This window comes from Frigidibacter sp. RF13 (genome assembly GCF_026626305.1).
Taxonomy (GTDB): Bacteria; Pseudomonadota; Alphaproteobacteria; order Rhodobacterales; family Rhodobacteraceae; genus TMP-24.
Genome location: NZ_JAPNUE010000001.1, coordinates 532,528 through 547,674 on the forward strand (window position 1 = coordinate 532,528; position 15,147 = coordinate 547,674).

A 15,147-nucleotide genomic window follows, 5' to 3' on the forward strand; every position below is an offset into this window, starting at 1 on the left:
CGCCCCACCCCTGGCGGGGCCGGACGGCGATCGGCGGTTTTTGCTAAGGCGATGGCGCACGCAGACAGGTCCGGGGCGGCCTTCCGCCGTCCCCCAAGATCCTGCCCGATCAGCGCGCGTTGCATCGCGGTTCTCATTTCCCGGAGGGTATGATCCCTCCTGTTCTTCCGCCCGGACCTGAGCCCGGACAATGCCTTGAGCCTTCCGGCCCTTCATCCGCACACACGCTTCCCGACCGGGTGGGGGCCTGGGCCTGCGTGGCGGCGAAACTCACGGACGGCACGCCTGATTGGCGCAACCCGTCACAAAACCGACATTAGCGGTCTTGGGGCAGCAATGACAATGGGCTTTTTGGCGGTATGCCGCCCGACCGATCCCAGAAGGTGGGTACAGGCCCGGCCTCCTCGAGCACTTCGTCCACTCATCGCCCGGGCGGCGCAAGGAGTGCACGAGGTGCTCGACGAGCTATCTGCCCCGAGCCGCGCGACAAGAGCGGACCAATCAGAGATAATCCTGCCGCTGCAGCCCGTACTTCGCCATCTTCTCGTTCAGCGTCCGGCGCGGCAGGCACAATTCGTCCATCACCGCCGAGATCGAGCCCTTGTGGCGGCGCATCGTATTGTCGATCAGCATCTTCTCGAAGCTTTCGACGTATTCCTTCAAGGGCTTGCCCTCGGTCGTCACCGTCGCCGCCGCCTCTTCATTGTCGCTCATCAGAAGCGAGGCGATGGAACCCGAGCCGCGACGGTTCTGCAGGACGGCCCGTTCGGCGACATTTATCAGCTGACGCACATTGCCCGGCCAGGGCGCCTGCAGAAGCTGGGCCGCTTCCTGCGCCGTCACCTGCGGCGCGTCGCAGCCGTATTCTTCGGCGAATTGCTCAGTCATCCGGGTGAAGAGCGTCAGGATATCCTCGCCGCGTGCCCGTAGGGGCGGCAGGACGATCTTCAGCGCGGACAGGCGGAAATAAAGGTCGGGGCGCAGCGCCTCCTCGGCAGCCCTGCCTTGCTCGTGGTCGTTGCAGATGGCGACGATGCGGGTTTCGGCAGGCGTGCCCTGTTCGTTGATGAAGGTCAGGAGCCGCGCCTGCAATGCCTGACTCAGCGCCTCGACATCCTCAAGCACCAGCGTTCCGCCGCGCGCCTCCTCGACGAGCGGTATGGCGCCGCCGTCATTCATCGGCCCGAAAAGGCGCTGCGCGAGCATATCTTCGGCATAGGCCGCGCAACTGACCACCACGAACTTGCGCCCTGCCCGCGGCCCGACCGCATGGAGCGCATGTGCGACAAGCGTCTTGCCGGTGCCGGTCTCGCCGTCGATCAGCACATGGCCATCGGCCTGACCAAGGTCGAGAATATCCTCGCGCAGCCGCTCCATCGCCGGGGAGGCCCCGATCAGTTTCTTGATGATCGTCGCGCCGTCCGACAGTTCGCGCCTGAGCGCCCGGTTATCAAGCGCCATGCGGCGGTTCTGGCTGGCCTTCTTGGCTAGCTCGGTCATCCGGTCGGGGTTGAAGGGCTTTTCGAGGAAATCGAAGGCCCCCACCCGCATCGCCTCGACCGCCATCGGCACGTCGCCATGGCCGGTGATCATGATCACCGGCAGGGCGCTATCAACGCTCATCAGCTTTTTCAGGAACGCCATCCCGTCCATGCCCGGCATCTTGATGTCGGATACGACGACACCGGGGTAGTCCGCGCCGATGGTCTTCAGCGCATCCTCGGCGCTCGGGAAGGTCTCGGTGTCGAACCCCGACAGCGCCAGCCACTGGCTGATCGACTGGCGCATGTCCTGCTCATCATCGACAATCGCCACTTTCATCGCACGGGCCATCATTCACTCCGCCGCTCTGGTCTTCTGATTCAGGATGGGAAGCTGCACTTCGAACACCGCGCCGCCCCCACCATTCGCATCCTTCGGCGCATTGCGCGCCGTCAGCCGTCCGCCAAGGTCGTTCACGATGCCGGACGAAATGGCAAGCCCCAGGCCGACACCGTCGCCGGGCTTCTTGGTCGTGTAGAAGGGCTCGAACAGGTTATCGAGATCGACGATCCCGGTGCCATTGTCGCGCACGGTCAGGACGGCAGTTTCACCCGCCGTCAGCAAGAGGTCGATCTGCGGCTGCGCCACATCCTTGGTCGCGTCCAAAGCGTTTCGCAACAGGTTAATGATCACCTGTTCCAGACGGATCCGGTCGGCCATCACCGTCACCGGCAGGCGCGGCATGGCGCGGGTGATCTTGACCGAGCGCGTCCTGAGCGTCGGTTCCATCATCGAGAGCGCGCCAGACACGCAAGAGCGAACATCTATTGGCTCAAACGCCTCTCCGCCCTTCCGCGCATAACTCTTCAACTGCCGTGTGATCGCACCCATGCGCTCGATCAGGTCGTCGATGCGCTGGAAGGAAGAAAGCGCCTCGTCCGGGCGCTTGCGCTGCAGCAGCAGACGGGCACCGGCGAGATAGGTCTTCATCGCCGCCAAGGGCTGGTTCAGCTCGTGGCTGACCGAGGCCGACATCTCGCCCAAGGCTGCGAGTTTTGACGATTGAGCGAGCGTCTGTTCGGCCACCGCGAGCTCTTTCTGAGCCTTTTCCCGCTCGGCGATCTCCTGCTGAAGGCGGCTGTTCAACTGGCGAAGTTCCGCCGATTCCCGCCGGAAGAGCGCGCTCTGTACCTGGGCGCGGCGTGACACGAGATAGAAGGCCAGCGCCAGAACCAGCGCGAATCCCATGATTTCCAGCGCCAGAACGGCATTCACCCGGTCGCGGATCGAATCGTAGGTGGTAAAGCTGACGAGTCGCCAGCCCTGGAAGGGAATGCGCAGTTCCGACCGCATCACACCCACACCACGCACATAGGCATCGGGGGGATCGTTCGCCCAGTCGGCCGTGACGCGCAGCGCGCGCTGAACCGCCGAAGGCGCCGACCGCACAGCGAGCGCATCCTCTATCGCCAGACCGCGCCAGCGCGGTTCGGTCGCCAGAATGATGCGGTTCGTGGTGTCTAGCACCACCACAGCTTCGACCTCGCCCGCCCAAGCCCGCTCGAAGCGCGACAGGTCCGCGCTGACGAGGATCACACCCACCCGCTTGGCATCAGCATAGACCGCACGCGAGAAGGAAAACTCGACCCGTCCAGAGTCAAGCTCATGAATGGTAAAGACCGTCCCGCTCTGACGCTGCGCCAGAATGAACGCCTGGTTCTTGCCAAGGTTCTGGCCAAGCCGGTTGCGGTCCGTCGCGCCCACGACCCGGCCGCCCTGATCGAGCAAGAGGATGGTCGAGGCATCAATCTCACGCTGGACCGACATCAGCCGCTGTGAGGTGAGCGAATAGGCCTTGTCCGCCAGCGCGCGGCTAAGTTCGGGGTCTCGCCCCAGAAGCCGTGGCACGATTGCGGTGCGCTGCAGTTCCGACATGAGCTGGCCGGAGTAGAGAGCCTGGCGCACTTCCGCACGCGTGCGCGTCGTCTCGGTCAGGCGGTCGGTCAGAAGGGCATTGGTCGCCCAGATCGAAGCAACGGCGGCAGCGATGAAGGCGACCAGAATGACCCGCAGGGCCCACAGAGACCCGCGGCCGCGGGTCTGCGGAGGATCGGTCGGTCCTGCAGAGACTTGGCCAGTATCGTCGTCACGCGCCATGGGATCAATCTAGGCCGCGCCCTCGGCCCCGGCAAGCCGCAGGGGTCAGGCGAGGGCGAGCGCGCCGGATAGCGAGCGGAAAAGCACCGATCCATCGGTGCCGCCGAGCGCTGCGTCGGCTGCGCGTTCGGGGTGGGGCATCATGCCCAGCACCCGGCGGTTTGCCGACAGGACACCCGCGATGCCCTCCATAGCGCCGTTCACATCTTCCGTGTAGGTGAAGGCAACGCGGTCCTCGTCCTTCAGGCGCTGAAGGCCCTCGGCGTCGATCGTGTAATTGCCATCGTGATGAGCGACCGGGATGCTGGCCTCGTCGCCCGCGTTCCAGCCGCGGGTGAAGTCGCTGTCCGACGTCGCGACCTTCAGGGTCACGGTCTTGCAGACGAACTTCAGCCCCGCGTTGCGCATCAGCGCGCCGGGCAGAAGGCCGGTCTCGGTGAGGATCTGAAAGCCGTTGCAGATGCCAAGCGCATAGCCGCCCTTTTCGACATGCTTGCGGACGGCCTGCATGATCGGCGACTGCGCCGCGATGGCGCCGCAGCGCAGGTAGTCGCCATAGGAAAAGCCGCCCGGAACGCCGACGATGTCGGTGCCTTCCGGCAGGTCCTGATCCTTGTGCCAGACCCGCGCGACCTCGGCCCCCGCCTGTTCGAAGGCAACCGCCAGGTCGCGGTCGCAGTTCGATCCGGGGAAGGTGATGATCGCGGCTTTCATCGGGGTCTCCTCGGGGTCACGGGCTGTTGGGCGCCCTTTACTGCAAGGGCAGGTCGAGTGCCAGAGCGAATGGGGGCTCTGCCCCCAAACCCCCGGGATATTTTCAAACGGAAGAAGCAGACGCGCCTGTCAGGCCCGGAAATCGGTGATCACCGCGACACCCGGCGGGGTCGGGCCGCTGAAGGCCGCGAGTTCGGCAGAGGCTGCCGACAGAGGCACGCGGCGGGCGATGAGGGGCGAAAGATCGACACGGCCGGCCTCAATCAGCGTCAGGAGGCTCGGGTAGCGCCAGGCGGGCATGCCGCGCGTGCCGAAGATCGCGAGTTGCCCCGAATAGACCGCGTCCCAGGGCAAGGTCATGTTCACATGGCGCCCGGCGGGCATGCCGATCTGGACCATGCGGCCAAGTTTGCCAAGCGAGCGCAGCGCGCCCACGGTCGTCTGCTCGATCCCCAGCGCCTCCAGCGCCACATGGGCGCCACCGCCGGTCAGGGCACGGATGGCGGCGGGCGCGTCGTCGGTCTGGGCATTGACGACGGCATCTGCGCCAAGCGCCTTTGCATGCGCGAGTTTTTCCGCCACCACGTCGACGACAATGGTTCGCGCGCCGATGGCGCGTGCCAGAAGCATCGCCGACAGGCCCACCCCGCCCCCGCCGAAGATCGCCACCCATTCACCCGGCCGGACAGCCGCCCGGCCGGTCAATGCGTGCCAGGCGGTCGTGACCCGACAGCCAAGGGCGGCGGCAAGGGCGGGGTCCATCCCTTCGGGCAGGCGGGTGAGGTTCGCATCGGCATGCGGCACGGCGAGATATTCGGCAAAGGCGCCCGGGCGGTTGAACCCGGGAATGGCCTGAGTCGGGCAGGTCGTCTGGTTACCCGCAGCACAGGCCGGACAGGCCCCGCAGGCAAGGATGAAGGGCGCGATCACCCGATCGCCCGTCCGCCAGCCCCGGACGAGAGGCCCCGCTTCCTCAACGAGGCCGCAATATTCATGGCCGGGGATATGAGGCGGATGGACGTCCGGATCGGTGCCCGTCCAGCTGTGCCAGTCCGACCGGCAGACACCGCAGGCCAGCACCTTCAGGATCACCCCATCGGCTGGACAGTCCGGCATCGGGACCTCGCAAAGATCAAGCTCCCGGTTGAACTCTCGCAAGACTGCCGCGCGCATTCGTGCCTCCTTGTCCGTCGGTCAGAGAGGGCGCGGTATCGGCGGAAAAGGCAAGAGGAGACGCGACAGCGGCGCCTCAGGCGATCTCGACCGAATATTTCTCGATCACGGTGTTGGCGAGGAGCTTCTCGCACATGGCCTTCACCTCGGTCTCGGCGGCGGCCTTGTCGGTCGCGGCGAGGTCAAGTTCGATCACCTTGCCCTGCCGCACGCCGTTCACACCCTGAAAGCCCAGCGTGCCGAGCGCATGGCGCACCGCCTCGCCCTGAGGGTCGAGAACACCGTCCTTCAGCATGACATGGACACGGGCTTTCATCGATGGCTCCTTCGCTGTCGGGCTCGCGCGTCCCATAGCGCCCTGCCGGAGGCACCGCAACCCCTGTGGGTCGCGCTGTTCACCGCTCCGGGCCTCGTGCGTCGCCAAGCGCTGCCACGCGGCCAGCGTAGCCCTCAGTCGCCGTCGCGAGCCCGTCGACGAGCTTGCGGAAGCGGGTGCCAATGTAAAGGCCGAGAGCTCCAAGACCAGCAAGCAATAGCGACGGCCAATGCGCCCAGAAGGCGACCAGCGGCGCATCGACACCGGCAGCGTAGATGCGCACTGCGGCAAGACCGAACGCCAGGCCGAGGGCGATCCAGCCGAAGCGCAGCATCCGCCGCGCGGCAGAGCCGAGTTGCCAGTGCAGCCCCTGCACGACGAGCCGAGCCGCCAGGCGCGTCAGAAGCCCTGACTTCGGCATCATCTCAGTTGATCAGCGTCGGTTTGGCGATCGGCGAGGGCTGCGTAGGCAGCACGCCCAGACGCCGGGCGACCTCGGAATAGGCGTCCGTCAGGCTGCCGAGATCGCGGCGGAAGACGTCCTTGTCGAGCTTCTGACCGGTCTTGATGTCCCACAGGCGGCAGCTGTCCGGGCTGATCTCGTCGGCGACGATCAGGCGCATGAAGTCGCCGTCCCAGATGCGGCCGATCTCGATCTTGAAATCGACAAGCTTGATGCCAGCGCCATAGAAGACGCCCGAAAGGAAATCGTTGACGCGGAGCGCAAGCGAAATGATGTCGTCGAGGTCCTGCTGGGTGGCCCAGCCGAAGGCGACGATATATTCCTCGCTGACCATCGGATCGCCGAGCGCATCATTCTTGTAGCTGTATTCGACGATCGGACGGGGCAGCGCGGTCCCCTCCTCCATCCCCAGACGCTTGGCGATGGAACCTGCGGCGAAGTTCCGCACGATGACTTCCAGCGGAATGATCTCGACCTGACGGATCAACTGCTCGCGCATGTTCAGGCGGCGGATGAAATGGTTCGGGATGCCGATGTTGGTCAGCCCCTGCATGAAGAATTCCGACAGCCGGTTGTTGAGCACACCCTTTCCCTCGATCGTCGCCTTCTTCTGGGCGTTGAAGGCGGTGGCGTCGTCCTTGAAATATTGCACGAAGGTGCCGGGTTCGGGGCCCTCGTACAGGATCTTGGCCTTGCCTTCGTAGACTTTCTTCCGGCGCGACATGGCTTCTCCCTTCGGGACCTCGGGGCGCGGGGCGCTCACGTGCATGACGGGCGCCCGGCTTGCCGCCCCTATAGGCCAGATACCCCTGCCCCGCAAGGCGCGGGATGGCGGTTCCCTGCAGGCACGAACAGGGTTAGGCTGCGCCGCGAGGCGGAAAGGAGAGAGAGTGGGACGCGAAGCGATCTGCAGCATCCGCTGGCAGGGTGAGGCCGCCGAGGGCAAGGCACTTCTGGAAAGCGAAGAGGTCATCCTGCGCGGCGATATCCGCGCCCGCATCCCGCGCGCGGAAATCACGCGGGCCGAGGTCGAGGGCGAGGTGCTGCGGCTTCTGGCGGCGGGCGGCTGGCTGGAACTCGACCTCGGGGCGAAGGCGGCGGAAAGCTGGCGTAAGGCGATCCTCAAGGGGCCGCCGTCATTGGCCGAAAAGCTCGGTGTCGGCCCCGGCGCCCGGGCCTTTGCACTGGCGCCCCTGACCGACGAGGCGGTTATCGCCGCCCTTTCGGGTGCCGAGGCGGCGCAAGCGGCGGACGCGGCCTTCCTGATCGCGGAACTTCTGTCGGACGCCGGGCTAGCGGCCGCGCTTGCCGCCGCCGAAGCTTCGGGCGCGCCACCGATCTGGTGCCTCTATCCCAAGGGCAAGACGGCCGAGCCGTCGGACGCCCGCGTGCGCGAGGTCTTTCGCGCGGCGGGCTTTGTCGACGTCAAAAGCTGCGCCGTCTCGGACCGGCTGACCGCCACCCGCTACCAGCGGCGACGGGATTGACGCCGCCGCTCCCCCGCGATTAGGGCGCTCTGGACCTCGGCGCCACAATTCCTATATATTCGCTCGGGAAATCCGGGGAATGAGATGACCGCAGAACCGACCGAACCGATCGAAGGCACGCCGCTGATCAAGCCGTCCTCGACCGACCATCCGCTTTACGAAAACGTGGTGGATGCCTGCCGCACGGTCTACGATCCGGAAATCCCGGTGAATATCTACGATCTGGGCCTTGTCTACACGATCGAGATCTCGCCCGAGAATGCCGTCGGCATCACCATGACCCTGACCGCTCCCGGCTGCCCGGTCGCGGGCGAAATGCCCGGCTGGGTACAGAACGCGGTCGAGGCGGTTGACGGCGTCCGCGACGTCGATGTGAGCATGACCTTCGAGCCGCAATGGGGCATGGACATGATGTCCGACGAGGCGCGGCTGGAACTGGGGTTCATGTAGGGAGTATGGACTCTTCGCCGACGACCTTCCTGTCAATTTCAGGCATTGGTTTCGGGGGCGCTCACTAGAGCCAAGGCACCCTGCGCGACTGAGTTAGAGAATTTCTTTTGATTTGATCAATTTGGTGGAGCCAAGGGGAGTCGAACCCCTGACCTCTTGAATGCCATTCAAGCGCTCTCCCAACTGAGCTATGGCCCCACCGGAGGTCCGGGCCGTCTGGCCCGCGTGGGCTGTGCTATAGGCAGTCGGGCGGACGGGCGCAAGAGGAAAACGATTGGCTTGGCGGAGTTTCTGCGGCGGCGCGGCGTGGCCTTCCGGGCGCCCTGAAAAGGCGAACGCCGCCCCGGAGGTCCGGCGCGGCGTTCGGTGAATAGCTTCCTTTGCGGAGGCGTCAGGCGTCGTCCTCGCCGCCGCCGACATCGGCAATATCGTCGAGCGAGACATTGTCGTCCTCGTCGTCGTCGAGGAGATCGTCGTCGAGATCGGTATCGCTGCCCGCTTCATCGAGATCGGTATCGTCGGCCAGATCGTCGAGGTCGAGATCGCGTTCCTTCACCACCGCCTTTTCGGCGATCATCGCCCGGCCACGGGTCATCACAAGGCTTTCAGCAGTAAAGCTGTGGCCGCATTCCGGGCAGGTCATCGGGTCGCGCTTCAGGTCGTAGAAGCGGCTGGCACAATGCGGGCAGAGGCGTTTGACGCCCCATTCGTCCTTTGGCATGGAACTCTCCTTCCGTGCGCGTCTATCTCAGAGTCGCAGCCAAATGTCACAAGTGCCGGGGGCTGTCAAACGCTTTGGTCGCACCATCGGCCCAGGCGGAAATCGGGCCTTTCCCCGGCGCGCCGGACAAGAGAGAATGGGGCGAGGAAAGAGCAAAGATGAACCAACGCGACCTTCCCGGCCATCCGGGCGTGACATTGGTCCTGCGCCGGTCGGCGCGGGCGCGGCGGTTTTCGCTGCGCGTGTCGGGTCTGGACGGACAGGTTACCCTGTCCCTGCCCGCCCGGGCGCGCGAGGGCGATGCTTTGGCCTTCGCCGCCGAACAGGCCGACTGGATCGTCAAGGCTCGCGCCCGGATCGGCAGCGCGATCGACGTCGGGTTTGGCACTATCCTGCCGGTCGAGGGCCAGCCGGTGACGCTTCAGCCGGCCGATGTCCGGTCGCCACGCATCGAGGGCGCCGGCCTCCTGCTGCCCCGCGATCCGGCAAAGGCGGCTGCAAGGACCGCCGCATGGCTGAAGTTCCGCGCCCGGGCGCGGCTGGTCGAGGCCTCGGCGCGCTATGCCGCGTTTCTCGGCCGCACCCACGGCCCGATCACGCTGCGTGACACCCGCTCGCGCTGGGGATCCTGTGCGGCGGATGGGGCGCTGATGTATTCCTGGCGGCTGATCCTTGCGCCCCCCAAGGTGCTCGACTATGTCGCCGCGCATGAGGTGGCGCATCTCGCCGAGATGAACCATTCCCCCGCCTTCTGGGCGGCCGTGGCGCGGCTGATGCCAGACTATCAGCAACACAGGCGCTGGCTGAAGCGTGAGGGCGCGGGGCTACACCGTTATCGGTTCTCAAGATAGCCGGCGCCGCAGGCGCCGCCTGCATTCTCAGGCGGCCTTAAGGGCGCCAACGAGGAAATCGAACCGATCTCTCGTGATCTCTAGCCCCTGTACAAGTCCGCTGATGAACGCCTGCTCTTTGGGCGAGACTTGCCCATCGGCGCTGACGACCATGAGCGCACTCTGGACGATGAGCTCTCGCTGCTCACTGCGGAGGCCCTTGCCGAAAGCCTTGAACCCAGATGGCGACAGGCGGGGGTCCGCAAGCCGCGCCATCTCTGCTACGATCTCACGGCTGACGGGCGTGCCGGTCAGCTGCGGGATGATATTGGCGATGACGGAAACCTCGCGATCGTCGATCTGGCCGTCGGCCTTGGCCGCGTGACAGAGAACCTCGATCATCACCCGCACCGCGGGTGTCACATCGCCCATCAGTCGCCCACGCTTGCCCTTGTTGCGGCGGCGGCGCACGAAACCCATCACCGCAAGCAGCAGCGCCGCTGCTATCCCGCCGCCGACGAGGTAATTTTCGATCCGCTCGCCTATGGGCAGGCACCGGGTCGGCAGGAACCTCGGCGGGAATCAGTCCGGCGGCCTTCGCCGCTGCGAACATGTCCGGCGGCAGCTGGCGGTATGATGTCGTATCGCATTTGTTGACCGCAAGGACATAGCCCTCGGAGGTCGTGAAGAGCGGAATGAAGAGAATTCCGAACTGCTCGACCAGATGGCACAGCGACAAGGGCTGCGCGCCATCCTCTAGCACGATACCTGTATCCGACACGAAATGCATGATTTCCTTGGACGTTCCGCCACCGCGGCGGGCTTCAGCGAAACCGGTGGTGGTGGCGAGGATAAGAGCGGACAACATGAGTGTACGATACAAGGTCTTTTCCTTTCTGGAACAGGCAGACAGCGTCAGGCTTCCCCGCTGCTGACCGGAGGAGTGGCACACTCATGACGCGTAGACCGATAGCCGCCCCCACCTTCTTGATGTGTCCCGCCAAGCACAGCGGTGAGGTGGAAAAGACCTGCCGAGCGGCGGCTCCGACGCCCGTTGACCCCGTCCCGTGCCCGTGATCACATGTCGCCATGATCGCCCCCCGCACGCTCGACCCCGGCCTCGCCTCGCATGACCGCGTCTACCGGACGTTGCGCCAGCAGATCATGCATGGTGAACTGCCGCCCGGTCAGGCCTTGACCATCCGGGGGCTGGCCGAGCAGTTCGGCCTGTCCATGACCCCGGTGCGCGAAGCGCTGAGGCGGCTCGCCGCCGAGGGCGCCGTAACGCTCTCGGCCTCGGGTCGGGTAGCGACGCCGGAACTGACCAACGACCGGATCGAGGAGCTGGCGGCCCTCCGTGCGCTTCTGGAACCGGAGCTTGCCAGCCGCGCCCTGCCCCGCGTCCATATGGCGCTGATCGAGCGGATGCAGGCGATCAACGCCGCCAATCAGGAGGCAGCCCTCCGCCGCGATGCAGTGGCCTACCTGCGCACAAATCTCGAATTCCACCGCCTTCTCTATCTGCGCGCCCAGTCGCCCGCGATCCTTGCGGTCGCCGAAACCGTCTGGCTGCAGCTCGGCCCGACCATGCGCGCGCTCTATTCCCGCCTCGTGCGGCGCGAGCCGCCGCAGCATCACCGGATGATCATCGCGGCGCTCAAGGCTGGCGATGAGCCGGGGCTAAGGCTCGCGGTCCGGACCGATGTGACGCAAGGCCTGAGGCATCTGGTGACCTGACGGGTCAACCGTCCGAGAAACCGCCCTTCCCTTCTTGCCCGGAACGCGGTCGTCGTCTAAACAGGCGCTGCGTTGCCCTCTTAGCTCAGCTGGCCAGAGCAACCGCCTTGTAAGCGGTAGGTCGTCCGTTCGAATCGGACAGGGGGCACGCGCCGTCCGAACACACCCGCACCCGTCGCCCTGGCATTACCCGTCTTCGGACGCCTGCCGCATCAGATCTGAAACGATCTCATCCGGCGATGCAGCCTCAAACTTGGGAAGGTCGTCCGCGAGCCGCTCCCAAACGGCCTTTGACCCGACATGGATATGTGACTCCCCGTCCGGCGGATGACCAGGATGGACGCCACCGTCGAGAGTAGCCGGCATGAAGTACATAAGGTTAGGCTCGCTGTCCTCATAGGCGAAGATGCGGCTGCCGCAGGTCGCGCAGAAACGATATTCAAAGCTCGCCGACGTCCGGTAGCAGGTCAGAAACTCCTCGCCCGTTATGCGAATGTGCTGACGACCGATCACCGCCCCCTGAGCCGACAGGGTCGCGAACCCCTTCCGGCATTGCGAACAATGGCAATGTTGCACGCTCAGGGGCGCCGAGAGGATTTCGTAGCGCACGCGACCGCAGTGACAGCCGCCAGTTTTGAAGAAATCTGCCATGTTTCCATGTCCCGCAAATCCGTGTCAGTAAGGTATTCGCCCGATGCCGTCCGCTAAGGATAGCGGGTTGCGGCTCGAGACGGTCAAGAGGGGCCAAATTCGGCGGCTCGACCGTTCAGCCGTGAACGGTTGTATCCTGTCTGTCCCGGAAATGAGCCAACTTGCTTTCTGTAAAGTGCGTCAGGAACTCATGATCTTCCGGACTCCCGGGCCAGAAGCGACCAGCCACGCTGATGCGGGTCGTCAGCCTGCCGGGCCAGTACCCCGAAGCATCGGCAGCGCGAACCGTTTCCTGGGCGACGGCCCGCTGTGCGGCGCTCGTGCAAAAGATCTCAGACCGATAGATTGATCCAACGATCTCTTGCCCAAGATCTGCCCGGTGAATCACCAAGAAATATTCGACGAGCTTCCGGAAGGTAAGCCGTGTTGGGTCAAAGGTGACCTCGACGACCTCCGTATGTCCGCCGCTGTTTGTCTCGGTCGGGTTGTCGCCGTCGCCTCCCATCCAGCCGACGCGGGTCGAGATGACCCCTTCAGGTTGGCGCAGCAGATGCTGCGTGATGAAGTAACACCCCCCGGCGAGGAATGTGTATTCGGTAGCGCTGGTCAATTCCTTCTCCTTTGCGTGAACCTGTTGCGCGCAGACCTGAGTTTATCGAGGCTCGCGCAGCATCGGGAACATCGGCGGCGAGTCACCAACCCGGATCTCGCCCAGCGTTCTGAAGCCATGCCGCTCGTAGAACAGCCGATTGACCGGGCTGGTCGCTTCCAGATACGCCAGCTGACCGTCACGGTCACAGACGGCCAGTCCCTGATTCATCAGTGCAGACCCGTAGCCCTGCCCCTGAAAGGCCGGGTCGACGCCGATCAGCGGGATGTACCAGTGCGGCTCCCGAGGGTGGAAACTCGCCATCTGCTCGAATAGGCCAAGCACCTTGCCCAGTCCCGGCTCGGTCATGTTCCGTTCGAACAATTCTCCGATCGGACCGTCATCGACTTGCACCCCCGGCGGCAAGAACTGCGCAACACCACGGAAGTCCTCTGCGACATAGGCAGTTCCGTGATCGAAGGACTTTCCGCCGAACAATGTGACAAGCGGCATGAAGGTGCGCAGGAACTGATCCGGATCGCTCCAGGCCCAGCGGGCGGCGGGGTCGGCGCTGAAGGCCAAGGTCATGGCGGATTCAAACCGGGCCGTGTTTGCCCTTGTGGCGGTGTGGATCGCGATTTGTTTCATCGGTCGGGATATGGCGGTCAGACTGTTCATGGCGAACTCCTCCTTTCCGCATATTGACCGATGCGCCGCTTCAGGTCCTTGGCGCGAACCTGAAGATTCCTGACGCTATCGCAAATTTCGCAACCGGAATAGTTTCGGCTATCATGCGGGCAACAGGGAGGCCGTCCGGATGGACCTGCTGTTCGGGGAATACCGCCTGAAAATGTCAGAGCGAAGGCTACATGGCCCCGACGGCATTGTTGAACTGTCGGCCCGGTCCTTCGACATTCTTTTCCTACTTCTGGAAAAACCGGACGCGGTGATCCGAAAGTCTGACCTGCTCGATGCCGTCTGGCCGGGCCTGACGGTCGAGGAAAACACTTTGCAGGTGCACATGTCCGCACTGCGGCGGGCGCTCGGCCCCGACATGATCCTGACGGTACATGGGCAGGGCTACAAGTTCATTGGGCCGCGCCCCGTTCTTGCCGTGAATGAGGGCGGCAATCCGGGATCGGCCGGGACGATGCCGCACCTCAAGAGCCACCACATGCTTGACCTGACCGGTCGCAGGACAGTCCCGGTCACGGGCGGTTGCCTGTGCGGAGAGGTCCGCTACCGGATCACCGAACCCGCCCTCGATACGCTGATTTGTCATTGCCGGATGTGCCAAAAATTCAGCGGCTCGGCGTTCTCGATCGGGTCGATCTACGCAACCGATGCCGTCATCTTCACCAAGGGGGCGCCAAGCTACTACAAATCCTCGCCTTTTGCCGAACGCGGATTTTGCGCTTGTTGTGGTTCCAGCCTGACATTCCGGCCCCAATTGCCTTCGGTCTCGGCGGATTGGGAAGGGTGGATCCTGATCGAGGTCGGAACGCTCGACAACCCCGCGCCAAACCTGCCAACCTGGCAACTGGGGATCGAAAGTCAATTGCCCTGGTTTGACGTCAAGCTCGGACACAAGCGCGTGCGCTGCCAGGATTCTCCGGACATCGTTGCGGCATGGGCGGCGTTTGACCTGCCTGTCCCGTGAGTAAGAGTCCAAGTGAGCCTTCGGGCGAGGTTTGATAGAAATTGTGGCAGCTCACCCATCAACCGCTGCCAGTCGGACCGCTATCGCGCCTACGAAGAACAATTGCCATAAGGTTGTCTTTCAGACCTTCGACCACCGGATCCTTCACAACCAGCGTGCGCTGGAAGACCGTGCCGACAATCAAATCGAGCAGGAAGACTATGTCGTTGTGCGCCAACTCGTCCCGCTCTTGAGCGCGTTCCAGTGCTTCAGCAGCAGACCGGCGCCACGGATAGATGATCCGGTCTCGTAAGGCTTGCGCCATGGCTCGGTCTTCCGCTGCAGTGGTGATGGCAGCGAAAATCACTATGGAGGCCAGCCGGTTCGAAAAGGTCCCGATCAACTGGTCTATCGCGGCTACGATATCGGCGCGCGCATCGCCGGTGTCGGGAACCAGACCGATCCGGATTGCGTCGCCGGAGGCCTCTAGGACCAACTCCCCCTTGCTGCGCCACCAGCGATAGATCGTGGCCTTGCTGACGCCGGCCCTCTTCGCCACTCCTTCGAAGGTCAGGCTCGCGTAGCCGCCCTTCAGGAGCAGGTCCCGCACGGCAGCAAGGATAGCCTCCCTCGACCCTTCGCTCCGCGGGCGACCGATCACCGGCCTGCCACTGCGCGCCTCACTTTGCATCTCGCCTCCGACTGCTCAAACGACCAGCTTACTTCGAAGCCTATTCC

18 protein-coding genes and 2 tRNA genes are annotated in these 15,147 nt (G+C 64.4%); 6 read left to right on the top strand and 14 right to left on the bottom strand.

What is annotated here, in order from left to right; genetic code table 11:
* Positions 1-501: 501 nt before the first annotated feature.
* From OU426_RS02555 to purC, 7 genes are all read right to left on the bottom strand, one after another.
* Positions 502-1,833 (bottom strand): sigma-54-dependent transcriptional regulator, encoded by a 1,332-nt coding sequence (locus OU426_RS02555; RefSeq protein WP_267632277.1) that lies wholly within the window; start codon positions 1,831-1,833, stop codon positions 502-504.
* Positions 1,834-1,836: 3 nt separating this feature from the next.
* Positions 1,837-3,639 carry a sensor histidine kinase gene (locus OU426_RS02560; protein ID WP_267632278.1) on the bottom strand — a complete coding sequence of 601 codons (1,803 nt, stop codon included), beginning with the start codon at positions 3,637-3,639 and terminating at the stop codon, positions 1,837-1,839.
* A 45-nt stretch (positions 3,640-3,684) separates the two neighbouring features.
* Positions 3,685-4,353, bottom strand: a complete 669-nt coding sequence (purQ, locus tag OU426_RS02565) for a phosphoribosylformylglycinamidine synthase subunit PurQ (RefSeq protein WP_267632279.1) — start codon at positions 4,351-4,353, stop codon at positions 3,685-3,687.
* A 129-nt stretch (positions 4,354-4,482) separates the two neighbouring features.
* A complete protein-coding gene (locus OU426_RS02570; protein WP_267632280.1) occupies positions 4,483-5,526 on the bottom strand; it encodes an alcohol dehydrogenase catalytic domain-containing protein in 1,044 nt (347 codons plus the stop codon).
* Positions 5,527-5,602: 76 nt separating this feature from the next.
* Positions 5,603-5,842, bottom strand: a complete 240-nt coding sequence (gene purS, locus OU426_RS02575; protein ID WP_267632281.1) for a phosphoribosylformylglycinamidine synthase subunit PurS — start codon at positions 5,840-5,842, stop codon at positions 5,603-5,605.
* A gap of 79 nt (positions 5,843-5,921) precedes the next feature.
* The gene (locus OU426_RS02580; RefSeq protein WP_267632282.1) at positions 5,922-6,266 is read right to left on the bottom strand and encodes a hypothetical protein; all 345 of its coding nucleotides are present in this window, start codon (positions 6,264-6,266) and stop codon (positions 5,922-5,924) included.
* 1 nt (position 6,267) lies between these two features.
* Positions 6,268-7,029: a phosphoribosylaminoimidazolesuccinocarboxamide synthase gene (gene purC / locus OU426_RS02585; RefSeq protein WP_267632283.1), complete on the bottom strand. Its 762-nt coding sequence runs from the start codon at positions 7,027-7,029 to the stop codon at positions 6,268-6,270.
* A gap of 166 nt (positions 7,030-7,195) precedes the next feature.
* Between purC and OU426_RS02590 the strand changes: the two genes are divergently transcribed.
* Both OU426_RS02590 and OU426_RS02595 read left to right on the top strand, forming a co-directional pair.
* Positions 7,196-7,792 carry a hypothetical protein gene (locus tag OU426_RS02590; protein ID WP_267632284.1) on the top strand — a complete coding sequence of 199 codons (597 nt, stop codon included), beginning with the start codon at positions 7,196-7,198 and terminating at the stop codon, positions 7,790-7,792.
* Between the two features lie 84 nt (positions 7,793-7,876).
* Positions 7,877-8,242 carry an SUF system Fe-S cluster assembly protein gene (locus tag OU426_RS02595; protein WP_267632285.1) on the top strand — a complete coding sequence of 122 codons (366 nt, stop codon included), beginning with the start codon at positions 7,877-7,879 and terminating at the stop codon, positions 8,240-8,242.
* 122 nt (positions 8,243-8,364) lie between these two features.
* On the opposite strand, the gene OU426_RS02600 is transcribed toward OU426_RS02595, so the two are convergent.
* Together OU426_RS02600 and OU426_RS02605 are read right to left on the bottom strand one after the other, a co-directional pair.
* Positions 8,365-8,440: transfer RNA gene (locus OU426_RS02600), tRNA-Ala, on the bottom strand.
* 193 nt (positions 8,441-8,633) lie between these two features.
* Positions 8,634-8,963: a TIGR02300 family protein gene (locus OU426_RS02605; RefSeq protein WP_267632286.1), complete on the bottom strand. Its 330-nt coding sequence runs from the start codon at positions 8,961-8,963 to the stop codon at positions 8,634-8,636.
* Positions 8,964-9,121: 158 nt separating this feature from the next.
* Here OU426_RS02605 and OU426_RS02610 point away from each other — a divergent pair, with 158 nt between their 5' ends.
* Positions 9,122-9,814 (top strand): M48 family metallopeptidase, encoded by a 693-nt coding sequence (locus OU426_RS02610; protein WP_267632287.1) that lies wholly within the window; start codon positions 9,122-9,124, stop codon positions 9,812-9,814.
* A gap of 27 nt (positions 9,815-9,841) precedes the next feature.
* On the opposite strand, the gene OU426_RS02615 is transcribed toward OU426_RS02610, so the two are convergent.
* Positions 9,842-10,273 (bottom strand): tellurite resistance TerB family protein, encoded by a 432-nt coding sequence (locus tag OU426_RS02615; RefSeq protein ID WP_267632288.1) that lies wholly within the window; start codon positions 10,271-10,273, stop codon positions 9,842-9,844.
* Positions 10,274-10,882: 609 nt separating this feature from the next.
* Here OU426_RS02615 and OU426_RS02620 point away from each other — a divergent pair.
* Positions 10,883-11,530 carry a GntR family transcriptional regulator gene (locus OU426_RS02620; protein WP_267632289.1) on the top strand — a complete coding sequence of 216 codons (648 nt, stop codon included), beginning with the start codon at positions 10,883-10,885 and terminating at the stop codon, positions 11,528-11,530.
* A gap of 74 nt (positions 11,531-11,604) precedes the next feature.
* Positions 11,605-11,678, top strand: a tRNA-Thr gene (locus OU426_RS02625).
* Between the two features lie 38 nt (positions 11,679-11,716).
* Here OU426_RS02625 and OU426_RS02630 read toward each other — a convergent pair.
* The 3 genes from OU426_RS02630 to OU426_RS02640 all read right to left on the bottom strand — a co-directional run bounded on the left by OU426_RS02630 (position 11,717) and on the right by OU426_RS02640 (position 13,448).
* Entirely contained in the window at positions 11,717-12,181 is a 465-nt protein-coding gene (locus OU426_RS02630) for a GFA family protein (RefSeq protein ID WP_267632290.1), read from the bottom strand.
* A 115-nt stretch (positions 12,182-12,296) separates the two neighbouring features.
* Entirely contained in the window at positions 12,297-12,791 is a 495-nt protein-coding gene (locus tag OU426_RS02635) for a peptide-methionine (S)-S-oxide reductase (RefSeq protein ID WP_267632291.1), read from the bottom strand.
* A 42-nt stretch (positions 12,792-12,833) separates the two neighbouring features.
* Positions 12,834-13,448: a GNAT family N-acetyltransferase gene (locus tag OU426_RS02640; RefSeq protein ID WP_267632292.1), complete on the bottom strand. Its 615-nt coding sequence runs from the start codon at positions 13,446-13,448 to the stop codon at positions 12,834-12,836.
* 139 nt (positions 13,449-13,587) lie between these two features.
* Between OU426_RS02640 and OU426_RS02645 the strand changes: the two genes are divergently transcribed.
* Complete coding sequence (locus OU426_RS02645) at positions 13,588-14,430, top strand: GFA family protein (protein WP_267632293.1); 843 nt, start codon at positions 13,588-13,590, stop codon at positions 14,428-14,430.
* Between the two features lie 58 nt (positions 14,431-14,488).
* Here OU426_RS02645 and OU426_RS02650 read toward each other — a convergent pair whose 3' ends face one another.
* Entirely contained in the window at positions 14,489-15,100 is a 612-nt protein-coding gene (locus tag OU426_RS02650) for a TetR/AcrR family transcriptional regulator (protein ID WP_267632294.1), read from the bottom strand.
* Positions 15,101-15,147 lie beyond the last annotated feature (47 nt).